This is a genomic window from Rhodococcus sp. NPDC078407, from assembly GCF_044542515.1.
Taxonomy (GTDB): domain Bacteria; phylum Actinomycetota; class Actinomycetes; order Mycobacteriales; family Mycobacteriaceae; genus Rhodococcoides.
This window is the reverse complement of record NZ_JBITUQ010000005.1, coordinates 123,962-148,468: the sequence shown is the minus strand read 5'-3', so window position 1 is coordinate 148,468 and position 24,507 is coordinate 123,962. Positions and strand designations below refer to the sequence as shown.

Below are 24,507 nucleotides of genomic sequence, written 5' to 3'. Positions count from 1 at the left end.
CCGTGCTCGAAATACCAGTCATTCAAGGCCGCGGTTTCCGCAACGTCGTGCAGGACGGTCGTACGACCGGCTTCCAGTTCCAGCTGCGCAACCCGAACTACCGGGGCTTCGCAGCCAGTCTGCTCGACGGTATCGACGTCATCGTCGACGGAGAGAAGATTCCTTCCCACGTGCCGCTGTGGACACTGCAGGGACGCACGGTCGACCTCGACCAGTTGCGCGAATCGGTCGATCTGCGTTGGCAACTCGACGAGCTGGCGACGATCACCGTTCCGCGTCCGGGCGGCCTCGGCCCAGGAGTCCATCGGCTCGAAATCGTGATACACGTCCGTCGTTCGTACTTCCCGCCGGCCGTCTCGCGTACGCCGTTCACCACCGAGCGCAGCATGGTGATCGTTCCGGATGCACCCGAGGGTGGTCTGAAGTTCGGTGTCTCGACCTACAGTTACACCGGCGACATCTACTCGACGATGACCCTGGACGACGTCCTGGCCGATGTCGCGGACATGGGTGCCACCGGAATCGAGATTCTCGGCGAGGGCAATATCCCGTCGTACCCGAACCCCGATCCAACGTGGATCGAGCACTGGCGGGAGCGACTGGACACGCTCGGACTGACGCCGAACAACTACGGGTCCTGGGTGGATACCACCCGTTGGCACGATCGGACACTCACCGTCGAGGAGGGCGCGGCGCAGCTGCAGACGGACCTTCGCCTGGCCCACCGCCTCGGCTTCGACTCCGTGCGACCGAAATTCGGTGTCGTATCCTGGAATCTGGACCCGCACCCGATCTGGTCCGACGTCGTCGAGCGATCGCTCGAACTCGCTGCCGAACTCGACGTGGTGATCTGTCCCGAGATTCATGCACCCACCCCGATCGATCACCCGGTGACCCAGGGCTACATCGACTTCATCGAACGCACCGGAAGTGATCACTTCAAACTTCTGATCGATACCGGAATCTTCAACACCGCACCGGTTCTCGAGATGTCCGAAGAGGTCGAGATCGGCGACGGCGGAGAAATCCCACCGCATCTGCGTCCGCTGGCAGTACCGATCTCGGACCTCGTCGCGGTACTTCCCCACGTCCACTTCATTCAGGCGAAGTTCGCCGAGGTGGACGACACGTTGACCGACATGCATGTCCCCTGGACACAGATCATTGCGGCCCTGCAGGATGCCGGCTGGAACGGATGGTTGTCGAGTGAATACGAGGGCCGTCGCGAGCCCTACCGGGGTAACGATCAGGTTCGCCGTTCGCACGCGCTGCTGCGTACCCTCGCGAGCCGGCGGTGAGCACCGCGGCTCGTCCGGTCACCCTGTTCACCGGGCAATGGGCAGACCTACCTTTCGTCGAGGTCTGCCGACTGGCCGCGGAATGGGGATACGACGGTCTCGAAATCGCCTGCTGGGGAGACCATCTCGACCCTGATCGCGGTGCGGTGGACGACGAGTACATCGCGGAGAAGAAGGCCGTCCTCGCCGAGCACGGCTTGCAGGTGTTCGCCATCTCGAACCATCTGAAGGGTCAAGCAGTCTGCGACGACCCCATCGACGATCGTCACCGCGCGATGCTTCCGGACTCGGTCTGGGGTGACGGCGATCCCGAGGGTGTGCGGCAGCGCGCCGCCGAGGAAATGAAGAACACAGCCCGAACCGCCGCGAGACTCGGCGTGCGCACTGTGGTCGGGTTCACCGGTTCTGCGATCTGGAAGTACGTGGCGATGTTTCCGCCCGTGAGCCAGGAGGTCATCGACGCCGGATACCGCGATTTCGCCGATCGGTGGAATCCGATTCTCGACGTGTTCGACGAGGTCGGAGTCAGATTCGCGCTCGAGGTGCATCCGTCCGAAATTGCGTACGACTACTGGACGACGCAGCGAACCCTGGACGCCATCGGGCACCGCGAGGCGTTCGGACTGAATTGGGATCCCAGCCATATGATGTGGCAGGAAATCGACCCGGTCGGCTTCATTCTCGATTACGCGGATCGGATCTACCACGTCGACTGCAAGGACGTTTCGCTTGCGGTGGGAAACGGCCGTAATGGTCGATTGGGGTCACACCTCGCATGGGCGGACGGCCGACGCGGATGGGACTTCGTCTCCACCGGCCACGGCGACGTTCCCTGGGAGCGATGCTTTCGTGCGCTGCACCAGATCGGTTACTCCGGGCCGATTTCCATAGAATGGGAAGACGCCGGCATGAATCGTCTGGTCGGCGCACCGGATGCGTTGAACTTCGTTCGGTCGAAACTCTTCGACCCGCCGACAGCAGCGTTCGATTCGGCCTTCGCGCAGACCTCGGACTGATTCGGAGCTGGGGAACAGCCTCACAGAACCCCGGTAGTACCGATTCCATCGGCACTACCGGGGTTTCGCGGTTTACTGACCTGCTTCCCTCCGCGGAAGATCGAGTCCGAATCCAAAGGGGAACAACGGATCGACCGTGTCCGACGGCACGTCTGGCCTACTGTTACGAACTGCATCCATGGACCTGGGGATCTCGATCGGCAGTCGGCCTCGCGGCTGGATACGACCGCTCAACGCGTCGAGAAGGGCGGTGTCCGAGGCTCCGAAATCGACGACGACTGCGGCGGCAACCGAGGTGATCGGTGCGAGAATCGCGGGTCGGTCCAGATAGACGTCGACGACCACGGGGACCTTCTTTGCCAGTTCGGTGATCCGTGCGATGACATCGTCGGGGAAGTCGAGTGAACCCTGATGCGTTGCGTTTTCGAGGAAATACGTATCGCGCGGCTCGAACGGAGCGGCGAGCCGGACTATCGCCACGTCCGCTTCCTCCGGGGTGTCGACCACCCGCCCGTACCCTGACGCCGAGTCGGCGTCCATCCCCGCGACGACCACCGCAACATCGGCGCGCAACGGCAGTACGCCGTCGTTCGTCAACACGGTGATCGCCTCGGCCTGGGCTCGATGGCCGGCGGCTCGAAAGTCGGCATGACCGACGGTCGTGGCGGCCGTCTCTTCGTCGACGTACGGATCGTCGAACAGTCCGAGGCGGAATTTCACGAGCAGTACACGCCGAGCCGACGCATCGACACGATCGAGGCTCACGGCTCCTGTGCTCACCAGTTCCGACAACAGCTCGGTACATGCCTCACCGCCGAGCTGGTCGACACCAGCTGCGATCGCAGCGGCAAGACGGTCGAGCGGGGTGCGATCTTCCAGCCCCCAGGCCTTGGCGGGAAACGGCTTGTTTCCCACGGTGATATCAGTGATGATGCCCCAGTCGCTCACGACGACTCCGTCGAATCCGAGCTCGTTGCGAAGCAGTCCCGTGACGATCTGCTCGCTGAACCCGAACCCCACCTCTTCGATGTCCTCGTCGCCTCGGACGAGCCCGACGGGCATGCCGTAGTACGGCATCATCGCGCTGACGCCACCAGCGATGACTGCACGGAAGGGCTCGAGGTGATATTCGAAGCGTTCGCCCGGGTAGACCTGCTCCCTGCCGTACGGAAAGTGTGGGTCCTCGCCGTCTTTCTGTGGACCACCTCCGGGAAAGTGTTTCGCGCACGTGGCGACACTGTCCTGTGTGACGGTATCCCCCTGCAGCCCAGCGAGATACGCCGATGCCAATCGTGACGTGACCTCAGCGCTCTGGCCGAACGTCTGCATCTGACGCGCCCAGCGCGGCTCCGTCGCGAGATCGATCTGGGGGTGAATGGCCGACCGGATTCCCAGTGCGCGATATTCGCGTCGGGCCACGTCGGCGAAGGTACGCACGAGCGACTCGTCGCCGATTGCCGCGAGCCCCAACAGCTCCGGCCACTGGGACAGGAATCCCGCCGACAGAGCCATTCCTACGTTTTCGGTGAAACCGTGCCGCGGGTCGCTGGCTATCGTGATCGGAATGCCGTGCGGTGCTTGCTCGGCCAGCGTCTGCAAGGCGTTGTACCAACGGACGGTCGTTCGAGCATCGGGCAGCGCCATCACGTTGTAATGATTGATGAAACGGCCGAGAACATGGTCCCGTTGCGTGTGCGGACCGAACGGCCCAGGAGTGTCGTGATCACCGGGATCGTTCGACGGCATGACCGTCTGGAACAAAAGTCCGATCTTCTCCTCGATCGAGAGCCGCCCCAACAGATCGTCGGTCCGCTCCTCGGCGGTGAGCCTGGCGTCCTCGAACGGCTCCATGACACCGTTGTGGTTGAGATCCCGGAACGGTACTCCGTCGGGTGTGTACGAATGCTGCAAAGACATGTCGTTCTCCTTGGTCACGTCACAGTTAAGTGCAACTGGGTCCGAACTACAACAGGCCTGCCCCTACAGGTGGGACGGAGGCCATTCGAAACTAGGGCTTGACTTATGTCCTTCTGGGACACAACATGGTGTGACGTAGGCCGCACAACAAGAGGAATGTGACCATGACCGACACCCGAGGACTGACTCAGCCACCCACCAACGATGCCGTGGCTGTGGATATCGGAGACCCCGACGATCCCAGGGCAGTACGGGGTCGCGAGAGAGGCGCGTACGTTCTCGGCGACTTGGCGTTCAACCTCGCCTGGACGACAGTCTCGACGTACCTGCTGTTCTTCTACACCGACGTCGCGCTGATCAGCGCCGGCATCGCCGGCACGATCATCCTGGGCGCACGCGTACTCGACGCATTCTTCGATCCGGTTGTCGGCCTGATGCTCGACCGCACCAGTACACGATGGGGTCGCGCCCGCCCATTCCTGTTGTTCGGTGCCCCGCTGCTGGCGGTGCTCTCGGTTCTTGCCTTCACCACACCTGCCGGTGGAGACGATTTCCCGACGATCGCCTGGGCGGCCGCCACGTTCCTGCTCGTCGGGTTGGCCTACTCCCTGGTCAACGTTCCCTACGGTGCTGCCATCGCGATGTCCACCCGCGACTCGGGAACCCGCATGAAGCTGGCCGGATACAAGACGTTCGGCCTCGGCGTGGGCCTCGTGATCGTCTCGACGGCAACGCAACCGCTGATCGTGTTGTTCGGTGGCGCCCCCAATTCGCGTCTCGGCTTCATGCTCACCATCACCCTGTACGCAGTAGCCGCCTGGGCCATGCTCTGGTTCTTCTTCGCCACCGCCAAGGAGCGCGTCCCCCTCACGCCGGTCTCGCGCAACCGTGGACATTTCATGACACCGGTGAAGAATCTGCTCGGCAATCGCCCGTGGCTGTCCGTCTTCGCGTTCTCACTCCTCGCCTTCGCGCGCCTCGGTGTCATCACCGGCGGCACCATCTACTACGCCCTGTACGTCCTGAACAACCCGGCAGCCATCGGCTACATTCTGCTGACGTTCTCGGTGTCCGCGATCGCTGGATCCTTCGTCACCGCACCGGTACTCGCACGACTCGGTCAGCGCCGCGGAATTATCGTGGGCCTGGCAGTGTCCATCCTGCTGACCCTCTCCCTCGTGTTCCTTCAGGAGAATTTGATCCTGTTCCTCGTGGTCTTCTTCGTCGCCAACATTGCCGGCGGATTCGGCTTCGTTGCCACCTCCGCTCTGATTGCTGACACGGTCGAATGGAACGAATACCAGAGCGGTTCCAGGGACGAGGGCCTTCTCTTCGCCGGGTACAGCATGAGCACCAAGATCGGCGCAGCAATCGGCTCCGGACTGCTCGCCTGGAGCCTTGCCGCCATCTCGTACAACCCCGCCGCGGTCACCGAGGCAACGAGCAACGGGATCATGTGGCTCTACATCATCCTGCCTGCGGCCATCGGCTGTCTCCAGGCCGTCGCGATCGGAACGTACGGACTGGAGAAGCGACTGCCCAGCGTCACCGAAGAACTTCGGTCTCGACGTGCAGGCACTGCCCAGCAGTGAAAGGTCCCACATCGGCCACATAGGCCGACGACAGCAATGCCTCCATCCGACAGTTCGGATGGAGGCATCGCTGTCTTCGTCTGCCGGACCTATAGCGGTTGGACGATTCCGCTCCCGCCGCCATGCGGGTCGACGGCCCGTCCGAGCACCGAAGTCAGCTCCGGCCGTTTGGCCGTACGGCTGTCACGCGAGAAGCGCCTCCGGACACGGCGAGTCAACCACGGCGCGAGAAACATTCCAGCCCAGGTCATGTCGGCACGAACTCGCGCCAACGGGTGCGTGCGCGCGAGAGGCGTCAGCTCTCGATTCCAGGCGTCGGTGGCACCCGGAAGACCGAGGGCGTACGGGGCGGCGACGGCGAACCGTGTATGCCCTGTCTCGTTGAGATGCAGACGATCCTAGCTCCACAGCCGAGGGTCCGATGCCACGTGGTGCTGCTCGAGATCGATTACCACGACACCAAATTCTTCTGCCACCTTGCGCATCTCGGCGTTCAGCTCGGTCAAACGCCTGGCGATGACCGCCTTACCCGGTACGGGGTGGGCGAGTCGAGGAAACGTCATGGTGAGGACGGTGGCGTCGATCGCCCGTAGCGCTCTGAACATCGTACCCAGTTCACCCGCCACAGTCCGCGCATCGAAATTCGGCCGCAGAAAGTGCGCCGCATCAGTGACGAGGCCGGCGTTTCGACGATCACCGTCTATCATCACTTGTGCGGTGTACGCGGACTACTCGACGAAGTGGTCATTCACGGATACTCGTCACTCCGCGCCGCACTGCTCGACGCCGAAGCATCCGACGACGATCCTAGTGTTCAACTGTTCGCGATGGCATTGGCCACCCGCGAGATGGCTCGAAGCAACCCACACCTCTACGACATGATGTTCGGACTGTCCACGCGCGGAACGTACCGGGCAACACCGCCTCCAACGCCGCCACAGCATCATTTTCGCGAGGCATACGGCGTGCTCGTGCGCGCCTGCGAGCGAATGAAGACCGAGAAAAGAATCGACATCGACGACCCGGAGGAGATCGCTGCCCAGTTGTGGAGTCTGGTGCACGGATTCGTCTCGCTCGAGGCAGGCGGACACTTCGATGTTCACGAAGACCCGGCCACCTCCGTGCTGGCCCCCATGGCGGTCGCGCAGCTTGTCGGAAACGGGGAAAACCGTTTGCGGGCAACAGATGTGCACAAACCGCATACATGCGGTGGAGAACTATCTACCGGGATTGAACGGCGCTACCGCCCCCACGGGCGAACCTACCGTCGGAGGTCGGGTGGTTCGCGCTGTGACGAGCAAGACGCTGGCCGTTGTTCAGCTGGAAGCGATGGCCTCTGCTTCGCTGACCAATGTTGTTGCTATCCAGAACGCGTCGTAGTTGTGCAGCACCACCGCCGGCTGGCCGTAAGGCTCGTCGATTGGCTCGGGCTGCGGTAGACGGCGGTTGATGATGAACGGAATGTGCAGTTCACCGAGAGCTCCATGCATGAGAGCGGAGTGGCGCGTCCAATCCGCTCAGATCGTGCCACTCGGCATACCGGCCCACAGCCGTACCGGCTTCCGCCAGCAGCACTACGTCTCCGATGCGGTCGGCCGGCTGCTGGTAGATGTCGACCGCTTCCTCCCGGGTGTGCACTGCTTGCACCCCGTCCAACGTGCGCAGTTGTTCGATGACCAGATCCTGGTCCGCGTCACCGGGCAGATAGATGCTGGCGAAAGATCCGAGAGCGCCGTGATGCACCGTGTACGGATCTGTGATCGGCAGGATGACGCGGATACCCTCTGCGCCCTCGCTGTTGGCATCTGTCGAAGCCACTTCGAGGATGCGGCGTACCTCGTCCTCGACATAGACCACGCGCGTCACGCCGGCAGCGTCGGTCTTTGCGCTCATTCCATGGTCGGCAGTGAGCACGACTACTGCTCCCAACGCATCCAGTTTGGCTGCGTAGGAGTCGATCATGGCGTAGAAATCGTTCGCCACCTCGGTCCCGGGTGCGTGCTTGTGCTGAATGTAGTCGGTCAATGTCAGATACATCAGGTCCGCACCTCGGGTCTCGAGGATCTTGACCCCGGAAGCCAGCGCGAATTCCGAGAGGTCCGCCGATACACTTGCGGTAGTGGCTTTCCAACCAACTCGAGAACGTTTTCGATCCCGTTCTCCGCCACAGTGGCCTGATCGGCCTTCTCCGCCGAGAAGCAGATGCCGGTCCGAGAGGGCATTTCGAATGTGGCGCCACCGCTCATGCTGGGCCCCTCTTCCACGAGTCCGGCCCCCAGGAGACGGCGTAACTTGTCCTTTGCGGTCACCACCACCACGTCGAGGCCGGCTCTCGTTGGCGGCCCCGAAAACGGTGGGCGCTCGCAGGAATCGCTTGTCGTTCATCAACACCTCTTCACCGGTCGCGGTGTCGAAGATGTAGTTGCCGCTGATGCCGTGAACCTTGGGAGGATGACCGGTAGCGATGGAGACGTTGTTCGGGTTGGTCAAGGCCGGCATTGCGCAGTGGGCGGGTCAGGAACTCGACTGGCCGTCGAGAATGCCTGTCAGCCAGGGCATCTGACCGGCCTTCATCGCCTCGACATGGTAGTCGGGCTCGCTTCCGTCGATGCAGATCACCACCACCGGCGCTTGCGGCAGAACGTAGTTGCGAGAGTTGACGCTGAACGTGCGCGACTTCATTGTGTAGCTCCTTTTCTGGGTGCCCCATCGGAGACGAGGGCGAGGAAATGTTCTTCGGCTCGGCTGAGGTGGCGGTCGTTGCGGTGTATGAGACGTGCTCTCGCAGACGACGCCGCCGCGTGCCGTCAGATCGACGCAACCCGAACGATTGACGCGCAGCGCGGATTAGCCGCGATGTCGGTCGAGACCGACGCACTCGCGATGCTAATTCAGGCCGCTAGCGGGCGACAGAACCAACTCAGCGGAAACGAAACCCGCTGTATCGGTCGTCCAGTCAGATCTGTGGGAACCCAAGCCGGTGAGGTTCACGCCTTCCGATTGTGATCGGTGCGTCATCGGGACTATCGGTGCGCATTTTGGATATTCGAGCTTCCCCGGTCTCCGTAATGTCCCTCGCTACCGAGGGCCCGCCAGTTGTGGCTCTCCTATCGCAAGGGAGGCCACCGTGACAACCGCAGACCTGACAGGACGCACGGCCATCGTCACCGGCGGAGCCACGCTGCTCGGGCGCGGAGTCGTACAGGTGCTCGCCGATCACGGCGCGTCCGTCGTCATCGCCGACATCGACGAAGAGAACGGCAGACGCGTCGCACAGGAGGCGTCGAGCTCCACGGTCACCTTCCGCCGAGTCGACGTCACCGACGACGCGGCGTTGGCGACTCTCGTCGCAGACACGGTCGCCGAACACGGCGGCCTCGACATCGTGGTCAACCTGGCGGCTGTTTACATCGACGACGGTTTCACGACCACGCGTGCGGATTGGCTCACGGCTCTGAACGTCAACGTCGTGAGCATGGTTGCGCTGGTACAGGCCGCACACCCCCACCTGAAAGCGAGCCGACACGCGTCCATCGTCAACTTCACGTCGATCTCGAGCTCGGTGGCGCAAACCGGTCGCTGGGTGTACCCAGCGGGCAAGGCTGCGATAGCTCAGCTCACCCGGTCGATGGCCATGGACCTCGCCCCCGACGGAATTCGGGTCAACTCGGTCAGCCCGGGTTGGACGTGGTCCGCGATCATGGACAACCTCTCCGGCGGCGATCGGGTCAAGACCGATCGGGTTGCCGCGCCGTTCCACCTGACCGGACGTGTCGGTGACCCCAGCGAAGTCGGCAATGTCGTCGCCTTCCTCGTGTCCGACGCGGCCTCGGTCGTCACCGGTGCCGATTGGGCCGCGGACGGCGGCTACTCCGCCATGGGCCCCGAGCAAGCCACTCCAGCCATTCCCCTTCTCGCCGAACAGGATCCCTCATGAGTGTTCACAGCATCCATCCCAGCAAGACCATCGCCATCGTCGGTGCCGGGTTCGCCGGACTGTCCTCCGCGCGGGTACTGAGCGAATTGGGGCACGACGTCGTCGTGTACGAAAAGGCTCCCGACGTCGGCGGTGTATGGAGCGCGACGCGTCGTTACCCGGGACTGAAGACGCAGAACAACAAGGGCACCTACGCGTTGTCCGAGATGCCGATGCCGAAGCACTACCCCGAATGGCCATCGGGCGAGCAGGTCCAGTCCTATCTCGAAAACTACGCTCGCACATTCGATCTCATGGATCGCGTGCACTGTGACACCGAGGTGATCGACGCCTCCCCGACCCCCACCGGCGGCTGGGACGTCACCACGAAACGTACGGATGCAGCGGTGCACGGAGACGAGGCGATCACCAACACCGAGCACGTCGATCATCTGATTCTCGCCAGCGGCATCTTCTCCGACCCCTTCGTTCCGGCGTTCGACGGTGCAGACGTCTTCCTTGCGGCCGGGGGCCAGATCTTCCCCGCCGGGGACCTGCACAGCCTGGATCAGGTGGACGGCAAGCACGCGATCATCGTCGGATACGGCAAGTCCGCCTGCGACATCACCGTCGAGGTGTCGACAGTCGCGGCCTCCACCACCGTGGTCGCACGCGAGCTGTTGTGGAAGTTGCCCCGCAAGATTCGCAATATCGTCAACTACAAGTTCATCATGTTGACTCGACTCGGCGAGGGGCTGTTTCGCTATCACTCGGTCAACGGCGTCGAAAGAGTGCTCCACGCAGCCGATTCCACGATCGCGGACTCGATGGTGTCCAGCGTCGGAAGCGTCACCACCAAACAGCTCGGGCTCAAGAAGCTCGGCCTCGTTCCCGAGGGTTCGTTCGCCGACATCGCACGATCGACGGTGTCCCTGGTCTCGGAAGGATTCTTCGAGGGAATCGCCCACGGGTCGATCGACGTGCGCCGCGAAACCACCATCGTGCGGCTGCTCGAGAAGGACGGATATCCGCAGGCCGAATTGTCGGACGGCACGGTCATCCGGGCGGATGTCGTGCTCGCGGCTACCGGTTGGAAGCAGAACATCCCGTTCCTGTCCCCCGATGTGCTGCGCCGGTTCACCGATGCCAACGGTGACTACGTTCTGCATCAGCAGATCCATCCCGTCGGGGTGTCGGATCTGAGTTTCGCCGGGTACAACTCCTCGTTCTTCTCACCGCTGTCGGCAGAGACGTCCGCGTTGTGGATCGGTTCACTGCTCGGCGGCAATCACACACTTCCGTCCGATGACGAGATGCGAGCGTCCGTTGCGAAACGCCTTGCCTGGATGCGCGAACGCACCAACGGCAATCACGCGCGAGGAACCAACATCATTCCGTTCTCCGTGCACAACATCGACGAAACGCTCAACGACATCGGCATCAACGTGTCGATGGTGACGCGGGCGAAGCAGTGGCTGTTTCCAGTGAACCCGAGTGACTACCGTGGAATCGTGCAGACACTGAAGAAGCGGATCCACGGGTGACCACCCGCACGTTCGACGCCGTTGTGATCGGTGCAGGAATCAACGGGATGGTCGCAGCCGCAGAACTGGCCGGCGCGGGATGGTCGGTAGCGCTGGTCGACGAGCGCGAGAAACTGGGCGGATTCATTGCCTCGGACTCGTTGACGCGTCCCGGGTTCGTACACGACACGTTCAGTTCCTGGCACCCCTTGTTCGTCACCGGTGGCGCGTACGCGTCGCTCGGGGACGACCTGCACCGTCATGGCCTGACGTATTCCAACACCGACGGCGCCGTCACAGCCGCGGTGTCCGATCACGGTGTGGCAGTGGCACATCGCGACCCGGTGAAGACCGCCGACAGCTTCGAGCACGAACACGACCGCGTGGCGTATGCAGCGATGTTGGCCGAGCTGGAGTCCTGGTCGCCGCACGTGTTCGGTGCCTTGGGTTCGGAATTGCGGCCGTTCGATCTCGCCCGCCTGGGTGCATCGATGGCGCGCGCACTCGGCGTGGACGGCAGCATCGACATGTTGCGGGTCTCGGCGCAGAGCGGACGCGCGCTCATTCGCGAGCGCTTTCGCGGCTTCGAAGCCGATCACCTCTGGTCTCCGTGGCTTCTGCACGCCGGCCTGTCGCCCGATCACGCGACCGGTGGGCTGATGCTGCCGATCATGGCCTTCACCATGCATGCGGCCGGACTCCCTGTGGTGACCGGAGGCGCGGACAATTTCGTGACCGCATTCGCGCGCGTGCTCAGCGAGCGCGGGGTGACGGTGATTCTCGGTGAGTCCGCGGCGCAAATCGAGACTCGGTCCGGTCGCGCCGTTGCCGTACATCTCGCCGAGGAGAAACTGTCGGCAACGCGGGCGGTGATCGCATCGGCGGCAACGCCGAGACTGTACGACACGTTGCTCGATCCAGCGGTCGTTCCGGCTGCGGGCAAGCGCGCGGCCGATCGGCATCGCCCGGGCCGGGCCGCGATGCAGCTGCATTTCGCGCTGGACCGTCCCGTTCGGTGGTCCGATTCGCGATTGGACGAGGTGCCGCTGGTGCACATCGGAAACGGGGCATCGAGCACCGGAATCGCCTGTGCACAAGCCGAATCAGGTCTGCTCCCCGCCGATCCCACGATCGTCGTCGGTCAGCAGTGCGCACTCGATCCCAGCCGCGCTCCGGCGGGCAAGGCCACTTTGTGGGTGCAGCTTCAGGAGCTACCGTTCGCGCCCAAAGGTGATGCTGCGGGGTCGATTTCGACGGACGGCACGTGGAGTACCGGCACGACGGCGGCATACGTCGATCGGGTTCTGGACTCGATCGAGCGTTACGCACCGGGCCTGCGCTCGACCGTGTTGGATTCGTATTCCATTTCGCCGACAGCGCTGACGGCTGCGAACGCCAACGCCGTCGCAGGCGATCCTTACGGCGGTGCGGCCGAAATCGACCAATCATTGCTCTGGCGTCCCGGCACCGGCACGGGCCATCGAACCGGAGTCGACGGACTGTTCCACATCGGTGCCTTCACGCACCCCGGTCCCGGACTCGGCGGCGGCTCGGGCCACCTGGTTGCCCAGCAACTGCTCGCGCGATCTCGTCGCACGCGCGGAGTCGATCGCGTCCGCAGCGCGATCGAGAAATTTACATCGAAAACATGACGACAGTAATTTAGCCGCTATATCGTCATGTTGCTCGGTCACCGAGCACCCACGAACGATAGGACGAAGCGATGCCTTCTCTTTCCGACTCCACGCACTTCGCGCTCGGTTTGTTCTCGGCGAACTGCAGCAGCGGCCTGGCCGTGACCAAGGTCCCCGAACGGTGGTCGGGATCGTGGGAGGACAATCTCGCAGGCGCACAGATCGCCGACGAGGCCGGCCTGGACTTTCTCCTCCCCATCGCCCGGTGGATCGGTTACGGCGGCGAGACGAACTTCCACGAAGGTGTTCTCGAACCCATTGCGTGGGCGGCTGCACTGCTTGCCCGGACGTCGAACATCACTGTGTTCGCCACCGTGCATACCGCGTTCAACCACCCGATCGTCACCGCGAAGCAGATCGCCACCCTCGACCGCATCGGAGGCGGCAGGGCGGGGCTCAACATCGTCGCCGGGTGGAACGAGCCCGAGTACCGCGCGTTCGGGATGGAACTACCGTCCAACCACGACGACCGATATGCATTCGGGCAGGAGTGGCTCGACGTCGTGACGAAGCTGTGGACCGAAGTGGGTCCGTTCGATTTCGACGGTAACTTCTTTCATCTGGAAGGCGTCCACTCCGATCCGAAGCCTGTGAACGGGCGGGTGCCGGTCCTCAACGCGGGGGCATCACCACAGGGTCGGGCGTTCGCGGCGAAGAACGCAGACTTCCTGTTCACCCCGGTGCAGGACTTCGACAATGCTGCCGCGACGGTGACCGATGTCCGCGCCGCTGCCGAAACGAACGACCGGTCGATCGGGGTGTTGACGCTCTCCCACGTGGTGTGTCGCCCGACCGAGCAGGAGGCCCTGGACTACCTGGAGTACTACGCGGACACCAACGCGGACTGGCAGGCCGTCGACAACCTCATGGCGCTCCAGGGCTTGCATGCTCAATCGTTCTCACCCGAGATGCTCGCCAACTTCCGCCCTCGCTTCGCCGCAGGCCACGGTAGCTACCCCCTCGTCGGCACCCCCGATCAGATCACGGACAGTATCGAGAAACTGGCAGCGAGCGGGTTGGCCGGGACGACATTGGCATTCGTCGACTATGCAGCAGAATTGCCGTACTTCGTCGACGAGGTTCTGCCCCGTCTGCGACAGCGCGGCCTACGGGCATGAGATATCGACCCAGCTCGAACACCAACTTCGACAGAACCGACGAAAGGCTCGACCGATGACCGCTCCAGCGACAACCTCGACACTGACCAGCCTGTTGACCGATCTGGCCAACGGCGCAATACGCGTCGTCGACCTGACGGCACCCCTGTCGTCCACGACACCGGTGCTGGCGCTGCCGGCACCGTTCGCGAACACGATCTCCCTGTCACTCGAGCCCGTCAGCAACTTCGACGATGCAGGACCGGGCTGGGGATGGAACAACATTCACACCGGCGAGCACACCGGAACGCACGTCGATGCGCCCGCCCACTGGGCGACGGGCCGCAGCGGTCACACCGTCGACACGATTCCCCCTTCGCGACTCGTCGGCCCCGCCGTGGTGCTGGACTTCACCGCCGAGGTCGCGTCGAATCCGGATTTTCTGCTCGAGCCCGCCCATCTGGAGGAGTTCGTAGCGAAGAACGGCCCCCTTCCGGACAACGCCTGGCTGGTCTTCCGCACCGGATGGAGTGCTCGCAACCAGGACGCAGAAGCGTTCTTGAATGCAGACGACAGCGGCCCCCACAGTCCCGGCGTGTCGGTGGCAGGTGCGCAGTGGCTCGCCGAGTCGGCCATCTCCGGATTCGCCGTCGAGACCGTGGGCGTGGACGCCGGCCAGGCGGCCGCGATGGAACCGATGTTTCCTGTCCACCACCATTTGCTCGGTGCGGACAAGTACGGGGTCACCCAACTGCAGAACCTCGACCAACTCCCCGTCACGGGTGCGGTACTCGTGGTGTCACCGCTCCCGATCGTCGGCGGAACCGGCTCTCCTGCACGCGTTCTCGCGTTCGTGCCGGCATGACGCGCACGGTTGCGCACCTGGTGGCGGACGTTCTCGCCGATCTCGGCGTCGGCCACATCTTCGGTGTCGTCGGTAGCGGTAACTTCGACGTCACCAACGCCCTCATCGCACGCGGCATCCCCTACACCGCAGCACGCCACGAAGGGGGCGCTGCGTCGATGGCCGACGGATTCGCTCGGCTTGCGTCGTTACCCGCAATCGTCAGCGTGCACCAGGGTTGCGGGCTGACGAATGCGATGACCGGCATCGGCGAGGCCGCCAAGAGCCGCACCCCCGTCATCGTGTTGGCCGCAGACGTTGCTGCATCGTCACGATTGTCGAACTTCCGCATCGATCAGGACGCACTGGCCCGCAGCGTCGGCGCTGTGTCCGAGCGGGTGCACTCGGCCGCGACCGCCGTCGCGGACGTGACCCGAGCGTGGCAGACCGCCGTGCACGACCGTCGTACCGTGGTGCTAAACCTACCGCTCGACGTACAGTCCTCTCCCGCACCGGAATACGTCGGTACCGCCACGCGACCCGCGGCTCCCGAGCCGGTGCGTCCGGCGCAGTCGGCGGTCGAGCAGTTCGTGGCCCTATTGGAGGGAGCGTCGCGACCGGTGTTCGTCACCGGCCGTGGCGGACGCGCTGCAGGCTCGCAGATCTCGGCCCTGGCCGAGCATGCCGGCGCACTTGTCGCGACCTCTGCCGTCGCCAACGGCCTGTTTCGGGGCGAGGAATTCGATCTGGGAATCTCCGGCGGGTTCTCCGCGCCGCTGACCGCACAACTGATCTCCGACGCCGACCTCGTGGTGGGGTGGGGTTGCGCGCTGAACATGTGGACGATGCGACACGGATCGTTGATCGGATCGCACGCCCGAGTGGTTCAGATCGACGACACCGCCTCCGCCCTCGGTGCGCATCGACCGGTCGACCTCGGAATTCACGGCGACTGCGCATCGACCGCGATCGACGTTCTCACCGAACTGAGTGGTCGGTCCGCGGCGCGCACCGGTTACCGGACGCCGGAGGTCTCGACCGAGCTCGAGGCTCGTCGATGGTGGAACGACACCGAGACCGAGGACCTGTCCACCTCGGCGACCATCGATCCGCGCCCGTTCACGAAGGCCTTGGACGAGATGCTGCCCACGGACCGTGTAGTGGCCATCGACTCCGGAAATTTCATGGGCTATCCGTCGACGTACCTTCGCGTACCCGATCACATGGGTTTCTGCTTCACCCAGGCGTTTCAATCCATCGGCCTCGGATTGTCCAGTGGCATCGGAGCAGCACTGGCACAACCCGACCGCCTTGCGGTGATCGGCACCGGTGATGGCGGATTCATGATGGGCATCTCGGAACTCGAAACGGCGGTCCGACTCGGCCGTCCGATGATCGTCGCGGTGTACAACGACGCGGCGTACGGCGCAGAGGTACACCACTTCCAACACCTACCGAATGACGGAGCGCCTGCAGATCTGACGACAGTCACTTTCCCCGACATCGATATCGCCGCTGTCGCACGAGGATTCGGTGCCCGCGGCGTGACGGTACGCAGTCTCGACGACCTGGACGAGGTGCGTAGCTGGGCGGCAGCACCGGAGGGGGTCATGGTCGTCGATGCCAAGATCGCCGCAGACGGCGGTGCATGGTGGCTCGCCGAGGCGTTCAAGGGTCATTGAGATACCGGGGTCACTGAGAAGCCGGACCCACAGAGGCGAGCAACAGTATCGTCGATTTTCGACGATCGATACATCCTCGCAACATTCCGCGGCTATGATGGAGGTCACACAGCCCGGAAGGTGAGGACCGTCATGCCCGCTCTGCTTCGCCGTCACCCCGTGCTGGCCACAGCCGACCTCGACGAGGCACGCTCGTCCGTCGGCCGGTCGTTCTGCCCGCATCGGCTGACGGTCAAGTCCCGTCAAGGTGCGCTGTCAGTGGTCCACAATGCTGCCTCGGTCGGCGGAATCGGCATCAACTACCTCCGCTACGGGCAGGACGTGCGCATCACCCCCGGTGCCTTCGAGTCCTTCTACCTCGTGCAGATCCCGCTCAACGGCACCGCGCGAGTCCAGGTGGGCGATACCGTCGTGCAATCCGACCGACGGTTCGCCTCCCTGCCGTCACCGACCCTGCACGTCGACATGGAATGGTCGGCCGACTGCGAACAACTTCTCGTGCACATCCCACGCGACGCGGTTCAGTCGGCAGCATCATCCGAGCCCGGTGGCTCGTCCGATCCCGTCGTGTTCCACCCACTCGTGGACATGAATTCACCGGCGATGTCGAGCTGGATGAGAATCGTGCATCTTGCCTGCGACGAGGCCGAACGAGAAACCGGGATACTCTCCTCCCCCTTGGCCGCAAGCCACTTCGAGCAGGTCATCGTAGCGGGACTGCTTGCAGCGCAACCGAACTCTTCCACGCAGCCATCGCAGTCGACGCACATTGCTGTGACGTCTCGAACAGTTCGTTGCGCACTGGATCTGATCCACGAACAGCCCGAATACCCCTGGCGCGTTGCTGAATTGGCTACCAGAGTGGGCGTGGGTCCGCGAACACTGCAGGCCGCCTTCCAACGTGAGCGCGGAACGACGCCGCTCGAGGAACTGCGGAGAGCTCGCCTGGCACGAGCGCACGCCGATCTACTCGACGCTGCTCCCGACGGAACCAGCGTCACCGAAGTTGCGACCAGGTGGGGGTTCTTCCACCTCGGCCGGTTCTCGCAGTTCTATCGCGCCGAGTTCGGCCTGAGCCCGTCTCAGACTCTCGCGTCCTGAGCAGGCCCAGCAGGGTCTTCCACCAGACGCTGCAAAACGTCTCGCCACTGCGACGGCCACGGCGTGGCAACGGCTTTCGAGACTGAGCGATCGATGTGCACCGTCACGTACGAACCTCGTGCCGCAAGTTCACGGTCTCGCCCCTCGAACGCCTCACCCCAGATCGAGAACTCGAACCGCATCGACGACGATCCGAGGTGTGCGATGTCGAGGTCCGTCGTGACCTCCTGCCCGAAATACAGCGGTGCGTGGAAATCGACCTCGTACCGAACTCGGGGGGCCACCGGGAAATAGCCGACGAGGCCACACTCGCGAACGAGTGCGGCCTCGGCGGATTCCACGAACCGGACGACTGTGCTGTTGTGGTAGATGCCTGCGGCATCGGTATCCACCCATTCGACCCGGCCCGTCAACGAGAAAGTCATGCAGGCACTGTACTTCTCGGTTGCCAGCGCACATGGGCGGCGTTCTCCGAACCGTCCCGAAGCAACGACAGGCGCGGCGGGACCTTGTCGGTACGAGAGGTCGGTGGGCGTCGCCGGCCCGCGTGCCACTGCACCGGCCATTGCGCTCCGGGTCCTCGGTACTCCTGCTCCGCTGCAGCATGCAGCGTCCACTGTGGGTCGTAGAGGTGCGGACGGCCGAGCGCACAGATGTCTGCTCGGCCGGCAAGGAGAATGGAATTGACGTCGTCGTACGACGAAATCGCCCCCACGGCGATGACCGCCACTCCCGCGGCCGCGGCTACCTCGTGACGTATCCGATCGGCGAACGGAGTTTGATACGACCGCCCGAACGCCGGCTTCTCGTCCTTGGTCACCTGTCCGGAGGACACGTCGATGGCGGCGGCACCGTGTTCGACGAACGCCCGAACGATCTCGACGGCGTCCTCCACGGTGTTTCCGTCCGGAGCCCAGTCGGTCGCCGAGATACGAACGGAGACGGGGAAGCTCGACGGGACCGCGCGCCGGACGGCGTCGAAGACCTCGAGCGGGAACCTCAGGCGGTTCTCGAGGCTGCCGCCGTAGGAGTCCGTTCGGACGTTCGCCACCGGAGACAGGAAGGACGAGAGCAGATACCCGTGTGCCGCATGGACTTCGATCAGGTCGAAGCCGGCGGCCACGGCCCGCTCCGCCGCTGTGACGAAATCGGCCACCACGACGTCCATGTCCTCGCGAGTTGCCTCACGCGGAACATGGCATCCGTCGCCGTACGGTAGCGGCGACGGTCCGATCGGCTCCCAGTTGCCCGAATCGAGCGGCTCGTCGATACCGTCCCACATCAGCTTCGTCGATCCCTTGCGACCCGAATGGCCGATCTGCACTCCGATTTTCGCAGCACTGTTGCCGTGTACGAATGACGTCACCCGAGCCCAAGCATCGCGTTGCCCGTCCGTCCACAATCCCGGGCAGCCCAGTGTGATCCGAGCTTCCGGCGACACACAGGTCATCTCGGTCATGAGCAGACCTGCTCCACCGAGCGCCTTGGAACCGAGATGGACGAGATGGAACTCTCCTGGCAGACCGTCCACGGCCGTGTACATGTCCATCGGCGAGAGCATGATGCGGTTGACCAGGTCGAGTTCGCCGATACGCACCGGCTGGAACATCGCGGGTGCCGAATCGGCTGCCTTTCCACCCGCAACCGTATCGGCGAACCGCTGCTGCACCAGTGCAGCGAATTCGCCGTCGCGCTCGCCGAGATTGTCGAATGTGATTCTGCGAGAACGAGTCAACAGATTGAAGACGAACTGCGTGTCTTCCTGATCGGCATAGAGACCGATGTTCTCGAACCACTCCAGCGAAGCCTGCGCCGCCCGCTGGGTGCTTTCCACCACCGGCTTCCGCTCGGCCTGGTACGCAGCGAGGGCGTCGGCGATGTTCGAGTGTTCGTGCACGCAGGCGGCCAGTGCCAGCGCGTCCTCCATCGCGAGCTTGGTTCCCGACCCGATGGAGAAGTGGGCCGTGTGTGCCGCGTCGCCCAGCAGCACCACGTTGTCGTCGAACCACCGCTCGTTGCGAACAGTCTGGAAAGACAACCACTTCGAGTTGTTGGTCAGAATGTCGTGACCACCGAGATCGTCCGCGAATATCTCGCGAATACGTTCGACCGCGTAGGTATCGGACACGCCAGGAGGGAAGTGCTGGTCCTCCGTCGCGTCGAGACCGGCTCGCCGCCAGACATCCTCGTGCATCTCGACGATGAAGGTGGAACCCTGATCCGAGTACGGATATCCGTGGATCTGCATCGTTCCGAATTCGGTGTTCCTGACGAGGAATTGAAATGCCTCGAACACCTTGTCGGTACCGAACCAGATGTACTTGTTGTCGCGACGATCGAGCGTCGGCCGGAACGCATCCGCGTACCGGGTACGGACGGCGGAATTCAGACCGTCGCAGGCGATCACAAGGTCGTACGACGCCCGCAGCACATCGGTGTCCGGTGCTTCGCTCCGGTACTGCACCTCGACGCCCAACTCGGCGACGCGTTGCTGCAGGATGGCCAGCAGCTCCTTGCGGCTCATGGCCGCAAATCCCTGCCCGCCCACCGTGTACGGACGGCCGTCGATCTCGACATCGATATCCGTCCACCGAGCGAAACGCCGCTCCATCTCGGTGTGCACGACGGCGTCTGCACCTTCGATGCTGCCGAGTGTCTCGTCCGAGAACACGACACCGAAGCCGAAGGTGTCGTTGGGCGCGTTGCGTTCCCACACGTCGATTCGATGACTGGGATCGAGTTGTTTGGCGAGGGCGGCGAAGTAGAGACCGCCGGGCCCTCCACCCACGATGGCAATCCTCATGATGTGCTCTCCTCTATCGTTTCGCGAAGCTTGAAGTGCTGGAGTTTGCCGCTCGAATTCCTCGGCAGAGCGTCGATGAAGCGAATCCGTCTGGGGTACTTGTACGGTGCCAGTTCGGCTTTCACATGGTTCTGAATGGATTTCACGGCCTCCGAGTCCTGAGCGACTCCCGACCGAAGTACCACGAACGCGCTGACGATCTGCCCGCGTTCGGCGTCTGCCTCGGCGATGACCGCCGAGTCCACGACGTCCGGATGCATATCGATGCAGGCCTCCACTTCCGGAGCACCGATGTTGTAACCCGAGGACACGATCATCGAATCGGTGCGGGCGCAGTAGAAGAAGTAGCCGTCCTCGTCGCGATAGAAGGTGTCACCGGTGACGTTCCACCCGTTCTCGACCCGCTCGTGCTGACGATCGTCGGCTAGGTATCGACACCCGACCGGGCCGATCACCGCCAGTCGACCGGGCACGCCCGCTGCCACCGGTTCGCCGTCGTCGCCGAGTATTTCGGCCCGATAGCCGGGCAGCGGCTTACCGGTCGAGCCCTCCCGTGTCTCGCTCGCTGCAGCGGTGGACAGAAAGATGTGAAGTAGTTCCGTGGCACCGATGCCGTCGACGATCTCGAGACCGACGGCGTCCCGGATGTGGTTCCACACCCCGGCCGAAATGTGCTCGCCCGCGCTGACCGCTGTGCGCAGGCCGGACAGCTGTGAGATCTTGCCGGCTTTGATCATCTGCTTGTATGCCGTGGGAGCGGTGGCAAGCACCGAAACCCCCTCGCTGCGCACCACATCGGCGAGTTCGGCAGGTGCCACCGCATCGGTGAGCAGAGCGCAGGCCCCGGCCCGCAACGGAAACACCACCAGCATTCCCAGTCCGAAGGTGAACGCCATCGGCGCAGTGCACGCGACGACGTCGTCCGGCCGGAGGCCGAGACCGTGTGTGCCGAACGTGTTGTCTATCGACAGCACGTCGCGGTGGAAGTGCATCGTGATCTTCGGGGTTCCCGTGCTGCCGGATGTCGGACACAGCAACGCGACGTCGTCCGCAGCGGTATCGACTGCCACGAAGCCGGTCGGCTTGCCCGCCGAACGCACCATCAGATCGTCGGAATCGTCCCCTCCGAAGGGAACCACCACCAGTTCGGGATGGCCCTCGTCGCGTACCGTCCGCAGATCGTCTGCGAATCTCGAGTCCACCAGTGCGATGACCGGCGTGGTCTTGTCCACGATCGGTGCCAGTTCGCGAGCGCGCAGGGCGCTCATCACCACCACCGCTATCCCGCCCGCTTCGATGATCGCGAGCCACGCGGCAACTGCGATCGGAGTGTTGGGCGAGCGCAACAGGACGCGGTTGCCCGGCACGAGACCGAGGTCCTCGGTGAGCACCCGAGCGATCCGGTGCGTGTGGTCACGGAGTTCACCGAGCGTCCAGGCGATTCCGCCCGGGGTGCGAAGAGCATGGTGTTGCTCGCCGAATCGCTCGACAGCGCGCTCGATCAGCTCGGCTCCCGCGTTGAGCCGCTCCGGGTACTGCAGCTCGGGGGTCGTGAATTCGAGGACCGGCCACAGTTCGGCAGGCGGAAGGTTCTCTCGCGCGAACGTGTCCACGTGTGCGCTACGGGTGAGGGCTTGTACTGTGTCCGCGGTCATTTCACGGCTCCTGTCGTCTCGGCATCGATCATGCCCTCCTGGACGACGGTGGCCAGGTGGATTCCTTCGGGGGTGAAGAACTTACCCAGGCCGACGCCGCGACCTCCATCGGCGGCGACTGCCTCCTGGGCGTAGAGCAACCAACCGTCCATCGCCCCTGGCTCGGGGGTGCGGTGAAACCACATCGCGTGATCGAGACTGGCTGTGACGAGCCCCTTCTCGGCCCAGGCATGCCCTAGTGCACGCAGCACGGGCTCGAGGATGGTGTAGTCGCAGACGTACGCGAGGGCGGCGAGGTCCCTCTGTGCATCGGACAGACCGTCCACCGGACGCAATCGGTCGAAGGGGCGTACCCAGATTGCCTGGTGCGCGCTTCGCCCGCCCTCGATATCGAGGTACACCGGACCGGGCACGTGCCGCATGTCGAAGCTACGACCGACCGACCAGTACTCCTTGGAGACCTCGGTCATCGTGTTCGCGTCCGAGATGGCGTGGTCGTCCAGGTACTGCGCGGACGACGGAAGAGATTCGGGCGCAGGAACATCGCTGGGGGCCGTACTGCTCAGTGATCCGCCGGAACCACCGGCTGCGAAGGACACCATGCCGATGTAGGTGACCTTGTCGTTCTGATACGCGCGCACCTGCCGGGTGGCGAATCGGCGTCCGTCCCGAATCACCTCCACGTCGTAGTGCACCTCGGCATCGATGTCGACGGGCCGCAGGAAATACGAGTGCATCGAGTTCATCGACTTGCCGTCGGTCACCGATCGCATGGCCGCGGCTGCCGCCTGGGCGACCATGTCGCCGCCGTACGCTTTGGGCCACGGACACGCTTGAGTCCGTGCGGTGAAACCGAGATCCGCACTGCGCGGCTCGGTCTCGGTCAACGACACGCACCGGGTGAGCATGGCGGAGGTCGCCACCGACTGCGTCACGGTCGGTCGGACCAGTCGGGAAGCGAGGCGTCGTCCACCACAGGAAGATTGACGACGATGTTGTCCGGCGTACGGGTGGTCAGCCAGTGCAACGGCTCCGTGCGGCTGAGATTGCACTCGATGTGCGGCATGAACGGCGGCACGAAGACCCAGTCGCCCTCGTTCATGTCGATGTACTCCGAGTAGTTCTCGCCGAAGTAGATGCGGGCGTGACCCGAGAGGACGTAACCACCGGTCTCTGCTTCTCCGTGATGGTGTGCAAGAGAACGATATCCCGGTTCGTTGCTCACCTTTCCGTACCAGATCTTCGTCGCCGGCGTGTGTTGTGGACTGACGCCCGAGATGCGCACCGCGCCCTCGGTCTGACCGGTCCTGCCGTCTTCTTCACCGGCCCGCGTCACGACAGGAACGACCTGCCCGCTGGCACCTGCGTAGATCGAGTTGTCCCCGTCCAGAAGGTATCCGGCGTTGGAATCGAATTGCGTGGTCATGCTGTTCTCCTTGCTCGAGAGGCCGGCTCGGTGACCCGGACCGTGTTGGTGAGAGTGCCGATGGCCTCGATCTCCGTTTCGAGAACGTCGCCGTCGGCGAGGAACCAGGCAGGCTCGCGAGCCATGCCGATCCCGCCAGGAGTGCCGGTGAGTACGAGATCACCGGCACGCAACGTGGTGAACGTCGATATGTACGAGAGAAGTTCGGCGCAGTCGAACACCAATGTGTTCGTGCTGTCGCGCTGGACCTCGATGCCGTTGACCCGGCAGGTGATGGTCAGGCCGGCGGCCGGGTCGATCTCGTCGGCCGTCACGACCACCGGGCCGACCGGAGTGGTTGCGTCCCAGGCCTTTCCTTGGAACCACTGGAGAGTGCGACGCTGCCAGTCTCGCATCGACACGTCGTTCGCGACGGTGTAGCCAAGGATCGCCTCCGCTGCTTCGTCGCGCGACGCACGCGTCAGCGTTCGGCCGACGACCACGGCGAGTTCGGCTTCCCAGTCGGCGCTGACCTCGCCCGATATCACTACCTCGTCCGTAGGCCCGATGAGGGAGTCGGCGAACTTGGCGAACAACGTCGGATGGGTCGGCCGGTCGCGACCCGTCTCGGCAATGTGCTCGCCGTAATTCAAGCCGCAGCAGATCACCTTGCCCGGTGACGGGAGCGGCAGTGCGAGTGCGCCGAGCACCTGTGGGCCCAGGGCAACGCCCGAGCTGGGCGCAGACCAGCCTGTGCGAAGCAGCTCGGACAGCGACGGCGCAGGTAGCGCCACCCAGCCGTCTGCGCTCGCCGCCGCCGCAACGGTGTCTCCGCTGTCGAGTCGAAGTGTCGCCAGCCTCATCGTGTTCCTTCCGACGTGATCTTGTGTCGAGTTTTGCACGATCGTCGCGAGTGCGCAATACTTATCGTCGACGTACTCATTCGACGACTCTCGGGAAGGAC

Annotated in this window: 21 protein-coding genes and 1 pseudogene; 11 read left to right on the top strand and 11 right to left on the bottom strand. The window is 63.7% G+C overall.

From position 1 onward, the window contains the following. Positions 1–2 precede the first annotated feature (2 nt). Both ACIGGF_RS07995 and ACIGGF_RS07990 read left to right on the top strand, forming a co-directional pair. Positions 3–1,298, top strand: a complete 1,296-nt coding sequence (locus ACIGGF_RS07995; protein ID WP_397520845.1) for a DUF6379 domain-containing protein — start codon at positions 3–5, stop codon at positions 1,296–1,298. Then, entirely contained in the window at positions 1,295–2,314 is a 1,020-nt protein-coding gene (locus ACIGGF_RS07990; RefSeq protein WP_397520844.1) for a sugar phosphate isomerase/epimerase family protein, read from the top strand. The genes ACIGGF_RS07995 and ACIGGF_RS07990 overlap by 4 nt, the downstream gene beginning before the upstream one ends. 72 nt (positions 2,315–2,386) lie before the next feature. Here ACIGGF_RS07990 and ACIGGF_RS07985 read toward each other — a convergent pair whose 3' ends face one another. Further along, positions 2,387–4,231, bottom strand: coding sequence for a glycoside hydrolase family 3 protein (locus ACIGGF_RS07985; protein ID WP_397520843.1), 1,845 nt, complete (start codon positions 4,229–4,231; stop codon positions 2,387–2,389). Between the two features lie 164 nt (positions 4,232–4,395). Between ACIGGF_RS07985 and ACIGGF_RS07980 the strand changes: the two genes are divergently transcribed. Beyond that, entirely contained in the window at positions 4,396–5,823 is a 1,428-nt protein-coding gene (locus ACIGGF_RS07980) for an MFS transporter (protein WP_397520842.1), read from the top strand. A 398-nt stretch (positions 5,824–6,221) separates the two neighbouring features. On the opposite strand, the gene ACIGGF_RS07975 is transcribed toward ACIGGF_RS07980, so the two are convergent. Next, the gene (locus ACIGGF_RS07975; RefSeq protein WP_397520902.1) at positions 6,222–6,530 is read right to left on the bottom strand and encodes a GDSL-type esterase/lipase family protein; all 309 of its coding nucleotides are present in this window, start codon (positions 6,528–6,530) and stop codon (positions 6,222–6,224) included. A 120-nt stretch (positions 6,531–6,650) separates the two neighbouring features. Between ACIGGF_RS07975 and ACIGGF_RS07970 the strand changes: the two are divergent. Beyond that, a pseudogene (locus ACIGGF_RS07970) lies at positions 6,651–6,935 on the top strand (TetR-like C-terminal domain-containing protein); the annotation flags it as partial. Between the two features lie 204 nt (positions 6,936–7,139). Here the strand turns inward: ACIGGF_RS07970 and ACIGGF_RS07965 are convergent. The 3 genes from ACIGGF_RS07965 to ACIGGF_RS07955 are packed head-to-tail and all read right to left on the bottom strand — an operon-like array spanning position 7,140 to position 8,505. Then, the gene (locus ACIGGF_RS07965; protein ID WP_397520906.1) at positions 7,140–7,313 is read right to left on the bottom strand and encodes a hypothetical protein; all 174 of its coding nucleotides are present in this window, start codon (positions 7,311–7,313) and stop codon (positions 7,140–7,142) included. After that, the gene (locus tag ACIGGF_RS07960; protein ID WP_397520841.1) at positions 7,294–8,322 is read right to left on the bottom strand and encodes an alkaline phosphatase family protein; all 1,029 of its coding nucleotides are present in this window, start codon (positions 8,320–8,322) and stop codon (positions 7,294–7,296) included. The genes ACIGGF_RS07965 and ACIGGF_RS07960 overlap by 20 nt, the downstream gene beginning before the upstream one ends. Before the next feature lie 15 nt (positions 8,323–8,337). Continuing rightward, a complete protein-coding gene (locus tag ACIGGF_RS07955; RefSeq protein WP_397520840.1) occupies positions 8,338–8,505 on the bottom strand; it encodes a hypothetical protein in 168 nt (55 codons plus the stop codon). A gap of 445 nt (positions 8,506–8,950) precedes the next feature. Between ACIGGF_RS07955 and ACIGGF_RS07950 the strand changes: the two genes are divergently transcribed. The 7 genes from ACIGGF_RS07950 (at position 8,951) to ACIGGF_RS07920 (ending at position 17,680) form a co-directional block, all read left to right on the top strand. Next, entirely contained in the window at positions 8,951–9,760 is an 810-nt protein-coding gene (locus ACIGGF_RS07950) for an SDR family oxidoreductase (RefSeq protein ID WP_397520839.1), read from the top strand. Then, positions 9,757–11,283, top strand: a complete 1,527-nt coding sequence (locus tag ACIGGF_RS07945; RefSeq protein ID WP_397520838.1) for a flavin-containing monooxygenase — start codon at positions 9,757–9,759, stop codon at positions 11,281–11,283. Before ACIGGF_RS07950 ends, ACIGGF_RS07945 begins: the two co-directional genes overlap by 4 nt. Further along, positions 11,280–12,914: a phytoene desaturase family protein gene (locus ACIGGF_RS07940; protein WP_397520837.1), complete on the top strand. Its 1,635-nt coding sequence runs from the start codon at positions 11,280–11,282 to the stop codon at positions 12,912–12,914. Before ACIGGF_RS07945 ends, ACIGGF_RS07940 begins: the two co-directional genes overlap by 4 nt. A gap of 71 nt (positions 12,915–12,985) precedes the next feature. After that, positions 12,986–14,074: an LLM class flavin-dependent oxidoreductase gene (locus ACIGGF_RS07935; RefSeq protein WP_397520836.1), complete on the top strand. Its 1,089-nt coding sequence runs from the start codon at positions 12,986–12,988 to the stop codon at positions 14,072–14,074. Positions 14,075–14,129: 55 nt separating this feature from the next. Continuing rightward, positions 14,130–14,918, top strand: a complete 789-nt coding sequence (locus ACIGGF_RS07930) for a cyclase family protein (RefSeq protein ID WP_397520835.1) — start codon at positions 14,130–14,132, stop codon at positions 14,916–14,918. Continuing rightward, positions 14,915–16,579, top strand: coding sequence for a thiamine pyrophosphate-binding protein (locus tag ACIGGF_RS07925; protein WP_397520834.1), 1,665 nt, complete (start codon positions 14,915–14,917; stop codon positions 16,577–16,579). Before ACIGGF_RS07930 ends, ACIGGF_RS07925 begins: the two co-directional genes overlap by 4 nt. 132 nt (positions 16,580–16,711) lie before the next feature. Next, positions 16,712–17,680, top strand: a complete 969-nt coding sequence (locus ACIGGF_RS07920) for an AraC family transcriptional regulator (protein ID WP_397520833.1) — start codon at positions 16,712–16,714, stop codon at positions 17,678–17,680. On the opposite strand, the gene ACIGGF_RS07915 is transcribed toward ACIGGF_RS07920, so the two are convergent. The 6 genes from ACIGGF_RS07915 to ACIGGF_RS07890 are packed head-to-tail and all read right to left on the bottom strand — an operon-like array spanning position 17,662 to position 24,406. Further along, positions 17,662–18,105, bottom strand: a complete 444-nt coding sequence (locus ACIGGF_RS07915) for an acyl-CoA thioesterase (RefSeq protein ID WP_397520832.1) — start codon at positions 18,103–18,105, stop codon at positions 17,662–17,664. The genes ACIGGF_RS07920 and ACIGGF_RS07915 overlap by 19 nt on opposite strands. Beyond that, entirely contained in the window at positions 18,102–20,483 is a 2,382-nt protein-coding gene (locus tag ACIGGF_RS07910) for a bifunctional salicylyl-CoA 5-hydroxylase/oxidoreductase (RefSeq protein ID WP_397520831.1), read from the bottom strand. Before ACIGGF_RS07910 ends, ACIGGF_RS07915 begins: the two co-directional genes overlap by 4 nt. Further along, complete coding sequence (locus tag ACIGGF_RS07905; protein ID WP_397520830.1) at positions 20,480–22,138, bottom strand: AMP-binding protein; 1,659 nt, start codon at positions 22,136–22,138, stop codon at positions 20,480–20,482. Before ACIGGF_RS07905 ends, ACIGGF_RS07910 begins: the two co-directional genes overlap by 4 nt. Beyond that, on the bottom strand, positions 22,135–23,073 hold the full coding sequence (locus tag ACIGGF_RS07900; protein WP_397520829.1) for an acyl-CoA thioesterase: 939 nt from the start codon (positions 23,071–23,073) through the stop codon (positions 22,135–22,137). Before ACIGGF_RS07900 ends, ACIGGF_RS07905 begins: the two co-directional genes overlap by 4 nt. After that, complete coding sequence (locus ACIGGF_RS07895) at positions 23,070–23,564, bottom strand: cupin domain-containing protein (protein ID WP_397520828.1); 495 nt, start codon at positions 23,562–23,564, stop codon at positions 23,070–23,072. The genes ACIGGF_RS07900 and ACIGGF_RS07895 overlap by 4 nt, the downstream gene beginning before the upstream one ends. After that, positions 23,561–24,406, bottom strand: a complete 846-nt coding sequence (locus ACIGGF_RS07890; protein ID WP_397520827.1) for a fumarylacetoacetate hydrolase family protein — start codon at positions 24,404–24,406, stop codon at positions 23,561–23,563. The genes ACIGGF_RS07895 and ACIGGF_RS07890 overlap by 4 nt, the downstream gene beginning before the upstream one ends. Positions 24,407–24,507 lie beyond the last annotated feature (101 nt).